Genomic DNA, 9,265 nt, shown 5'->3' on the forward strand with positions numbered 1-9,265 from the left:
GAGATGAGAGGAATATACATATATGCAGGAGTCCTCATCCTGGTCCTGGCAGCAGGCCTTGTGTCTGTTAGGGAAGTCTTGCCTGAAGGCATGGAGGGCTCTGCTATAGAGAGATTCTTTTGGAGGATTGGAGGCCTCTTCTACAGAAAGGTTCTCAGGAAGAGAAAGGCTCTTGAGATAGCAGGGATCCAAAATGACCTGACTACCATAAGGCCTCAGGGCAGGGGCGAAGAGCAGGCAGCAGAGTACTACATCAGAAAGACTGCTGTCAGCCTCATTGTCATAATGGCTGCGGCATTCCTGGCCATCTTGGCATCATTTTCCAATCAGAGTGCCGGGAGACTTGAAGAAGAGGACCGCATCATGAGAAGTGGATATGGAGGGAGCTCCGGACATGAGAAGCTTGAAGCCAGTGACGAAAACGGAAGGATCATAGGAAGCTATGAAATCACCGTGGATGCCAGGCTCTACACCGATGAGGAGCTTGGCAGCATGCAGGAGAAGCTGGCCGGGGAGATAAGCGAACTGATCCTGGGATCAAATGAGAGCCTTGACAAGGTCAGGCAGGATTTGAAGCTTATAACAAGAGCAGAGGGATATCCCTTTAGCATAAGTTGGAACAGCAGTGATTATGAGCTTCTTGATAGCGACGGCCATGTGCACAACGATGATATGGAGGGAATGCAAGGCAGCGTGATCCTTACAGCGAGATATTCTGCCCAGGATATGGTCTGGGAGCAGGAGATCCCTGTCATGGTCCTATCACCAGAGCTCTCTGAGGCTGAATTGACAGACAGGGAGATGAAGGAGCTTATAAGCCAGGCCGGGGATGAGAGCAGGACTGATGAATACCAGGAGCTTCCCCGTTATTACAAGGGCAGCAGGATCAGCTGGCAAAGGCAGGTCACAGATAACAGTCCAGTAGTATTTATACTGCTCTTTATGGCTGGGATATGCCTCTATTATGTCAAGGATGAGCAGCTTAAGGAGAGCGTCAAAAAGAGGGAAGAGGAGATGATAGCTGCCTACCCTCAGATAGTATCCAAGCTGGTCCTTTACCTCGGGGCAGGGATGACTGTGAGAGCCATATTTGAAAAGCTGGCAGCTGAATATGATGAATCATTAAAGAAAGGCGGGAGAAAATCCTATGCCATGGATGAGATCAGGATAATGGTCAATCAGATAAAAACCGGATCGGCGGAGGAGGCTGCATATGATATGTTCGGCCTCAGATGCAGATGCGTTCCATATACAAGGCTGGTAAGCCTCTTAACACAGAATCTTAGAAAAGGTAACAGTAGTCTTCTGGTTCTTTTGCGGTCAGAATCCGTCAAAGCAGAGGAAGAAAGAATGAGTATAGCCAGAAAAGCAGGTGAGAAGATGGCCACAAGGCTCCTTCCGCCCATGATGCTGATGCTGGCACTGATCATGGTAATAATCATGATACCTGCATTTAGTAGTTTCTAAAGCAGTATCTGATTATCAAATAAAACAATATTTTACACAAAAAAGGAGAAGAAAAAATGAGAAACACAATGAGCAAGGTTGCAAAGAAAGTGAACGGAATCAGGATCGGAGCAGAAAACAAGCTGGCTCTGTGGATGAACGGATGCGCAGACTTAAAGGATGATAACGCAGGTATGGGAACTATCGAGATGGTGCTTCTCATCGTGGTCCTGATCTCACTGGTAGTGATCTTCAGAAGCGGTATCAAGGCTGTCCTGAGCTCTGTTATGAATACCATCTCCAGCGGCGCTGACAAGATCACTGTAGAATGATCTTTTGGTGGGTGGCATGAATAACAGACGAAAAGCGGTCCTTACCGTATATCTGGCACTGATATTGCCCCTTTTGTTATCTTTTGTACTGGCGCTCTTTTGGGGCGCCAGGGTTCATGCCGAACGAATGAAGGCAGAGCTTGTCACTGACATAGCAGGTAATGCGGTCCTTGGTGAATACAATAAAGAGCTGAGAAAGCAGTACGGGCTGTTGTTTGTAGATACTGCCTATAATCTGGGTTATGGCGGAGCAGGTAATCTGGAAGACCGCATATCCTATTATTTAGAGGGTAATACCGGCTCTGACCTGGCAGGGAGCCTCCTGAATATGACTAATTATTCAGAGCTGTCTGTTACAGAGAATCTTCTTACTCATTACACTCTGGCAACGGATTGCAATACACAAGTCATGCAGAGGCAGATCCTGGAATATATGGAATCAGAGCCTTTGGAAGCGGCAGTTTCTTCTATGGGAGCGCAGACAGCAGAAGCTGAAGGGATTCTGGCAGGTCAGGTCGCAGATGGTTTTGATGCTACAAGCGAAGATAATCCCATATTGGATTTTGCCATAGATAATTTTGGAAGAGTGTCTGAAGTGTTTGACAGCCACTCCGATGTAGATACAGGCGGCCTGGGAGCAGGAGATGTCAGAGATCAGCTCCCGGGCGATGGCCTGGGCAGTCTTGAAGGTTTAAAGGGCAAGAGCAAGGAAGAAAAGGCGGGGATCATACTGAGTATGGTAGTATCTGATACCTCGTCCTTGTCCAGGGCCAGCTTTGACGAGTCTTCCGTATACAGTGGACGAGACAACAGAAAGGGCCTGGGAGTGGACCCTTCCATAAATGTCAGCTGGGGAGAAAAGCTTCTTTTGAATGAATATATATTTGAGAAGCTGGGCTGCTATGGAGATGAGAAGGATAATTCTCATATGGCCTATGAGATTGAATATCTTATAGGGCAAAAAAACTCGGATATTAAGAATCTCTCAAAGGTTGTAATGTGGCTGCTCACTATGAGGATGGTCATAGATTTTCTATATGTCCTGCAGGTTGGCACAGAGCCCAACACTGTTGTCAACAGTATCGCAGAATCCATATGCGGGATATTCCCCGTGGCACTTCCCTTGTATGAAGTAATAGTAGGAGTCCTTGCTATAATATGGGGCTTTATAGAAGCCAGAAATGATGTGTCCATACTGATGAGTGGCGGCAAGGTGCCCGTTCTCAAGGATCCATCATCCTGGAAAACGGATATAGACTCCATCGCATCAGGGAGCATGGGCAGTAATGCTGCGGGTCTTGATTACAAGGGCTATCTAAGGGTCATGATCAGTCTCAGGCAGACCCTTGGGACCAGTGCACTTATAAAGAGGGCTATGGATATCATGGAGCTGGATATCAGGAAAGCAGGCTATGAGAAGTTCAGACTTGATGACTGTATAGAAAGCTTTGGTCTGCAGGTGGTCTTTGCGGGGGGATCCGGTTTGGATACAACGGTGGTAAGAGATTTTACTTTTGTTAAGGAGTAGGAAGTTTGTATGGATAAAAGACAATCATCATGCAAGGCGGCAATTACTCTTGAAGCAGCTCTTGTCCTTCCCTTCTTTCTGATATTTTTTGCCATTATATTGTCGGTATTCGACATGCTCAGGATCCAGAACGCTTTTGAGATAGCTGCGCACCAGGAAGGGCAAAGGATCGCTCTTTTAAGATATGAAGCAGGGCTGGCTATAGATGAAGGCACGGATATTACAGGCATAGATCTCCCCGCTGGTGAGGGCTCGTCAGAAGAGTACTTTACTAATCTATTGTCTGTCACTGCCATAAATGGCATGATCAGACAATACCTTAGCGGCTCCGGGATATTGGAATCGCCTCTCTTGGAAAACGGATTTATTGTATATCCTTCGGATGCAGCTGTGGGAGGGCTGATCTCTTTTAAGATCGCATATAGGACAAGACCCTACTTTGCTCCATCCTGGGGTAGCTTTCATTTCAATAATCAGATCCCCTATATGGGCCATGACTGGACCGGCTTTGATATGGACAGCGGCCTTGATGGAAGAGAAGATGCAGAGCGTATGGTCTACATATGCGGAGAGGATGAGGAGCATGTATATCATGGGGACAAGTATTGCACACATCTATACCATGAGACGGCCTCCTGCAGCAAGGATCAGATAGAGAATATGAGAAGCGCAGATGGCCATAAATACTATCCATGTGACAGGTGCGGCGGCGGAGGGAGCGTAGTGTATTATACGAGCTACGGTACCAGGTACCATTCCTCTGTCAGATGCTCTGCTCTATACAGAAATGTTACTGCTATACCCATCAGTCAGGCTATGGAGTCTATGAGAGGCCCCTGCTCTAAATGCGGAGGATGAATCAATGAATAATTATCTGGAGGTAATGAAATGAGTATATCGATCCAAAATGCCATAACGGTCATATCGATGATCATGCTGGTCTATCTTGTTGCGGGAGCGGTGATAGATATAAAAAAGCGCTCTGTTACAGGGCTGTATCTTGGGATGGGAGCTGCGATAGCAGCTGTATCGGCTCTTGTAAGGATTGCGGCAGGACTACCCCTTCCCATGGTCTTCTTTGAGCTCTTGCCGGGACTTGCCATTTTGTTTGTGGCCTTTGTCACAGGACAGAAAATAGGATATGGCGACGGATGGATGATACTCTTTTGCGGGCCTGTCTTTGGTCTTATGAATGTTGCGCTGGGAAGCTGCGCAGGCTTTTTTCTGGCAGGTGCCTTTTCTGCAGTATTGCTGCTGCTTAGAAAGGCTGGCAGGAATACCAGGTTGCCTTTTTTGCCTTTTCTGGCAGCAGGAATGGGAGGTATCTATGTTTTTACTATCTTCTGACAGAAGGCTGGGAGCCTATTATACAGTGGAGCTGTCCCTCCTTATGCCCATCATATTCGTGACTATCTCTTTGATCGCTCATTTTGCCTTTATGCTCTATGGAAGGGCTTTGCTCTCTCAGGATGCATACCTTCTCGCATACAGGGGAGTCATCCTGTCAGAGGAGGATCCCGGTGCATATGCTAGAGAGCGGGCCGACGAACAGTTTGGCAGTCAGTATATGGGAAACAGAAAGCCATCTGTGGAAGATGTGACAGTGGACAGCTCAGCAAAGACAGTGAGAGTGACCTTGTCCACATCTGCCTTTCATGGCTGGTACAGGCACGGAGATGTTGGATATTTTGGAAGCTGGGGATCATCTGCTTCCTGGGAAGCTTCATATCTTGATCCCAAAAGGCGCATACGTATGACAACCAGGATTGTTGATATAGCCAGAATGGCATTGGAGGCTACAAATGCAGATTCGTTATGAAAAAGATCTTTCGCATAATTATATAGTATTGGAAAAAGAAGATATAAAGGCTTCGGACTACAGGTACCGGATGCTGGAAGCACAAAACGCTCCCGGACTTATGCCTTGCAGTATCAGACAGATAAATGGGCTTTCATATCTTTATTACAAGGCAGATTCCTGTAGGAGCATTTATGACAGATATTATCCCGGTAAGATGAAGAGGGAGGATTATATAGCCTTTTTGGGAGATCTGGCTGATACCTGCAAAGATATGAGGCAGTACCTGCTGGAAGAAGACTGGCTCATCCTTACAAGGGAGAATGTGCTTATAAGCCTTATGGATGGCAGATATAGATTTATTTGCTGCCCGGATGCTGATGAGGATGCTGATATGGCTTCTTTTGGCGAGCTCCTTATAGATCTTGCAGACAGAGAGGATAGAGAACTGGTCAATCTGCTCTATGAATTTGACCAGCTCTTGTGTGAGGGCGGCTGGCAGCTGTCAGCTCTTGCAGAGCATATCAGAAAGAAGCTTCAAATGGGTATGGAAGAAGCTCCTTCCGACATGGTGGTTGAACCTGTGCGTGGGGCTTTTCCTTCTGCAACTCCCGCTAAAGCATTAAATGGTAAAGGATCGCAGCTGGATAAAATAGATATTTCTGAAGCGTCGCACCTTAGAGAGCCTGGTTTATCTGGCAGAGAAGCGGCAGATGAGCAGCTGAGGGCAGCCTCAAAAAAAGACAATAATGCCGCTGCACGAAGGTCCATATATGAAATGGATGAGGAGGATACGGGAGACCTAAGGCCGACAAGCTGGTTTATATATTCTCTTTGTGCCCTGCTCATATCCGCTGCAGGCTTTTATATAAGAACAAATTATATTTTATCTCAGAGGGAAAACATTTTGTCTCTGGTGGTTATGGGGGCTACAGCCATAGCTTCTGCTTTGATGCTGGCTATGGGTATAAGGGCAGCAGTTTCCGGTAAAGATCCTGAAGCCAAAAAGGAGAGGATCCCTGCAGGCATCAGGAGAAAAGGACCTCAACCGTCTCTTTCTCCGGTAAATGTGCCTGCAATGCAGGCGGCTTCTGCAGATCACATTGCTAGTCACCCTGCAGCCGTGCGTATGACCTCTATGGATCTGCAGCCTGCTATGGATACAGGGCGGCCTGCCGGCTCTGTTGAAGAAGAGGATGCTGCTACTACCTGCTTGAATATTGCTCCTGTACAACAGGGCTGCCTATATAGCAAGGGGCTTGACCGCTGTATCCGAATAAACTTGGACAGATTGCCGCTTACTATTGGCAAGATGGAAGGGGGAGTGGATTATTGCCTGCCTTTTGGCCAGGTGAGCAGGATCCATGCCAGGATCAGCAGGGATTCCAAAGGGGAGCTGAATATCACTGACCTTGGCTCTACAAATGGCAGCTATAGGAATGGCAAGAGGCTGCAGGTGCAGGAGGCCGCGCGTATTGTACCCGGTGACGAGATACGCATAGCTGATATTGCATTTGAACTGGGATAAAGCATGGCATACAAGTATTTTGATAGGGACAGGGAATGTGACAGAATTATCTTTTGGAGCGGACGGGAAGCATAGCTAACATATCTTTCGAGTATGGCATAAAATATGATATGATATTAGTGGACAGGATCTATGCGTTTTATAGGATCAATGTCTATCTATGAGATTGGTGAAGACGGTTACTCGTGAGTTATGGGAATGATCCGGGGGAGCAGCTCATGAAGATAAACATATATTATGGCGGTCGCGGGATAGTAGACGATCCGTCTCTCTATGTTGTAGACAGGATGGCAGAGGTTCTTAAAGAACTGAATGTTCAGGTAACAACATACAAGCTTTTCGAGCAGAATATCACCACGCTTTCCAATACTATAAAGGATGCCGACGGTATCATACTGGCTTCAACAGTTGAGTGGTATGGTATAGGCGGATATATGATGCAGTTTCTGGATGCGTGCTGGCTGTATACGGACAAGGCTAAGATAGCAAGCCTCTATATGATGCCTGTTGTCATGTCCACTACCTATGGTGAGCGAGATGGAGTCACTTCTCTTGAAACTGCCTGGGAGATCCTTGGAGGTCTTTTGTGCGATGGGATATGCGGATATATAGCAGATACGTCTATATTTGATAAGAATGCGGAGTACAAGCGCCTGCTTGAAAAGAAGGCTGAAAACTTCTATAGGACAATATCCCAGAAGATGCCCGGCCTTCCTACAAGTAATCAGGTTGTCAAGCAGAAGGTATCCCTCACAAGGAGTCAGGACCTTACTCCTCAGGAATCCGAACAGCTTTCGCATTATGTATCTGATGAGAAATATGTAGAGACGCAGAAAGCGGATATCAGGGAGCTGTCGTCTATTTTCAGGGACAAGCTCAAGGAAGATGAGAATCTGGGCAAGGAAGAAAACTATATAAATCTGTTTAAGGAAGCCTTCAGTCCAAACAAGGATGTACATGGCAGCTATGGTATTACCGTAAGCGACAGACCCGGTATGAAAACCATAATAATAAAAGCAGCAGGAACCGCTCTTGGCATACAAGCAGCGGCAGGGGATGCTGAGCTGGATGTTGCGATGCAGATGACAAGAGACACGCTTGATGATATAGTATCCGGCAGGATGACCTTTCAGAGAGCCTTTATGGCAGGTAATATGAAAATGAAGGGCGATTTCAAGCTTCTTAGAGGGCTTGATCAGATCTTTGTATTTAAGGGTGAATCTAATTGATCGAGGAGGATGTATACTGTTATGAAAGACGCAAATTGTATTTTCTGTAAGCTGGCCGGGGGAGATATTCCTACCAATGCAATCTATGAAGATGATGACTTTAAGGTTATACTTGATAATGGACCTGCCACAGCAGGACATGCACTTATACTGCCCAAGGATCACAGCAGGAACCTTTTGGATCTTCCTGATGAAACGGCTGCAAAGGTGCTCCCCCTGGCCAAGAAGCTGGCTCAGAGAATGAAAGATGTGCTTGGCTGCGATGGTCTTAATCTGGTCCAGAATAATGGAAGCGTTGCAGGTCAGACAGTTATGCATTTCCATCTTCATGTGATCCCCAGATATGAGAGTGATGATCAGAGGATTCTCTGGAAACCTACAGAACCGGATGATGAACAGCTCAGGAACCTGTGTGCAAGACTAAAGTTCTGAGGGAAAACTTGTAAAAACAGTTAATATCTTAATAATATGCAGAAAATGGATTGACAAAGCGGGAGAGGCTTCTGTATAATAATTTTTGCGTCACGGACAAGTGATGAGCACTTGATCGTAGCGTATGGTTATAAATGAATATACCGTTTGGTAGTGGTTATTCAGGCATGGAGAAATACTCAAGTGGCTGAAGAGGCGCCCCTGCTAAGGGTGTAGGCCGGGCAACCGGCGCGCGGGTTCAAATCCCGCTTTCTCCGTTTTTCGATCATGGCGTATAGCTGGAAAGGGAATCTTGAGAATACAAGATTCTCTTTTTTATCCCGATAAAACAGGGAGATCGAAAAAATTTAAAAAAGGTGTTGACATGAAGTTCACACCGAGATATAATCATTTTCGCTGCTGATGAAACGGCAACGACGCAGGACCCTTTGAGGCCGCATCCGTGCTGGATTTCAGAGCGATTGTTCTTCAAAAAAGAACAAAAAATGATTAAAAAAGTTCTTGACAACAAGAACGAAATGAGTTAAGATAAAATACGTTGCGGCTCACGAGAAACAAGAGCCAAGACAAAGCTTAACAGAATGAACTTTGACAACTGAACAGCAATGCAACCCTGAAGATTCCAAGCTTCTAATAAGAAGCAAAGTTATTTTCAGAGAACCAAACCAAAAGTAAACGGAAAGCAGAATTACAGCTAGTGTAATTCTGAACCGAATCGAATTTTAAAGTGAGAGTTCGATCCTGGCTCAGGATGAACGCTGGCGGCGTGCCTAACACATGCAAGTCGAACGGAGTTGCTCGCTGATGAAGCTTCGGCAGAATCTTGAGTAACTTAGTGGCGGACGGGTGAGTAACGCGTGGGTAACCTGCCTCGTACTGGGGGATAGCAGTTGGAAACGACTGATAATACCGCATAAGCGCACGGTTTCGCATGAAACAGTGTGAAAAGATTTATCGGTACGAGATGGACCC

At 46.3% G+C, this 9,265-nt stretch carries 9 protein-coding genes, 1 tRNA gene and 1 rRNA gene; all 11 read left to right on the forward strand.

The genetic code is table 11. The features are described 5' to 3' along the window. Positions 1-3: 3 nt before the first annotated feature. The gene (locus tag G636_RS0110240; protein WP_026507979.1) at positions 4-1,467 is read left to right on the forward strand and encodes an immunoglobulin-like domain-containing protein; all 1,464 of its coding nucleotides are present in this window, start codon (positions 4-6) and stop codon (positions 1,465-1,467) included. A gap of 56 nt (positions 1,468-1,523) precedes the next feature. Then, positions 1,524-1,778 (forward strand): Flp1 family type IVb pilin, encoded by a 255-nt coding sequence (locus G636_RS18155; RefSeq protein ID WP_035779451.1) that lies wholly within the window; start codon positions 1,524-1,526, stop codon positions 1,776-1,778. A 16-nt stretch (positions 1,779-1,794) separates the two neighbouring features. Then, positions 1,795-3,306 carry a DUF5702 domain-containing protein gene (locus G636_RS0110250; protein WP_026507981.1) on the forward strand — a complete coding sequence of 504 codons (1,512 nt, stop codon included), beginning with the start codon at positions 1,795-1,797 and terminating at the stop codon, positions 3,304-3,306. Between the two features lie 9 nt (positions 3,307-3,315). Then, positions 3,316-4,164 (forward strand): TadE/TadG family type IV pilus assembly protein, encoded by an 849-nt coding sequence (locus tag G636_RS19585; RefSeq protein WP_051226876.1) that lies wholly within the window; start codon positions 3,316-3,318, stop codon positions 4,162-4,164. A 30-nt stretch (positions 4,165-4,194) separates the two neighbouring features. Next, the gene (locus G636_RS19590) at positions 4,195-4,653 is read left to right on the forward strand and encodes a hypothetical protein (RefSeq protein WP_026507982.1); all 459 of its coding nucleotides are present in this window, start codon (positions 4,195-4,197) and stop codon (positions 4,651-4,653) included. Beyond that, positions 4,634-5,125 (forward strand): hypothetical protein, encoded by a 492-nt coding sequence (locus tag G636_RS0110265; protein ID WP_026507983.1) that lies wholly within the window; start codon positions 4,634-4,636, stop codon positions 5,123-5,125. Before G636_RS19590 ends, G636_RS0110265 begins: the two co-directional genes overlap by 20 nt. After that, positions 5,109-6,632, forward strand: a complete 1,524-nt coding sequence (locus G636_RS0110270) for a DUF6382 domain-containing protein (RefSeq protein ID WP_026507984.1) — start codon at positions 5,109-5,111, stop codon at positions 6,630-6,632. Before G636_RS0110265 ends, G636_RS0110270 begins: the two co-directional genes overlap by 17 nt. A gap of 218 nt (positions 6,633-6,850) precedes the next feature. Next, positions 6,851-7,861, forward strand: a complete 1,011-nt coding sequence (locus tag G636_RS0110275) for an SCP2 sterol-binding domain-containing protein (protein ID WP_026507985.1) — start codon at positions 6,851-6,853, stop codon at positions 7,859-7,861. A 21-nt stretch (positions 7,862-7,882) separates the two neighbouring features. Further along, entirely contained in the window at positions 7,883-8,293 is a 411-nt protein-coding gene (locus G636_RS0110280) for an HIT family protein (RefSeq protein WP_026507986.1), read from the forward strand. 169 nt (positions 8,294-8,462) lie between these two features. Further along, positions 8,463-8,550, forward strand: a tRNA-Ser gene (locus tag G636_RS0110285). Between the two features lie 466 nt (positions 8,551-9,016). Then, positions 9,017-9,265: ribosomal RNA gene (locus G636_RS0110290) — 16S ribosomal RNA — on the forward strand; the annotation flags it as partial.

The sequence above is a fragment of the Butyrivibrio sp. MC2013 genome (assembly GCF_000424585.1).
Taxonomy (GTDB): domain Bacteria; phylum Bacillota; class Clostridia; order Lachnospirales; family Lachnospiraceae; genus Butyrivibrio.

Excerpts from the sequence above, each read along its gene's own strand:
- G636_RS0110280 (WP_026507986.1), top strand. The coding sequence starts at position 7,883 with ATGAAAGACGCAAATTGTATTTTCTGTAAGCTGGCCGGGGGAGATATT.
- G636_RS0110275 (WP_026507985.1), top strand. The coding sequence starts at position 6,851 with ATGAAGATAAACATATATTATGGCGGTCGCGGGATAGTAGACGATCCG.
- G636_RS19590 (WP_026507982.1), top strand. The coding sequence starts at position 4,195 with ATGAGTATATCGATCCAAAATGCCATAACGGTCATATCGATGATCATG.
- G636_RS0110250 (WP_026507981.1), top strand. The coding sequence starts at position 1,795 with ATGAATAACAGACGAAAAGCGGTCCTTACCGTATATCTGGCACTGATA.
- G636_RS19585 (WP_051226876.1), top strand. The coding sequence starts at position 3,316 with ATGGATAAAAGACAATCATCATGCAAGGCGGCAATTACTCTTGAAGCA.
- G636_RS0110240 (WP_026507979.1), top strand. The coding sequence starts at position 4 with ATGAGAGGAATATACATATATGCAGGAGTCCTCATCCTGGTCCTGGCA.
- G636_RS18155 (WP_035779451.1), top strand. The coding sequence starts at position 1,524 with ATGAGAAACACAATGAGCAAGGTTGCAAAGAAAGTGAACGGAATCAGG.
- G636_RS0110270 (WP_026507984.1), top strand. The coding sequence starts at position 5,109 with ATGCAGATTCGTTATGAAAAAGATCTTTCGCATAATTATATAGTATTG.
- G636_RS0110265 (WP_026507983.1), top strand. The coding sequence starts at position 4,634 with ATGTTTTTACTATCTTCTGACAGAAGGCTGGGAGCCTATTATACAGTG.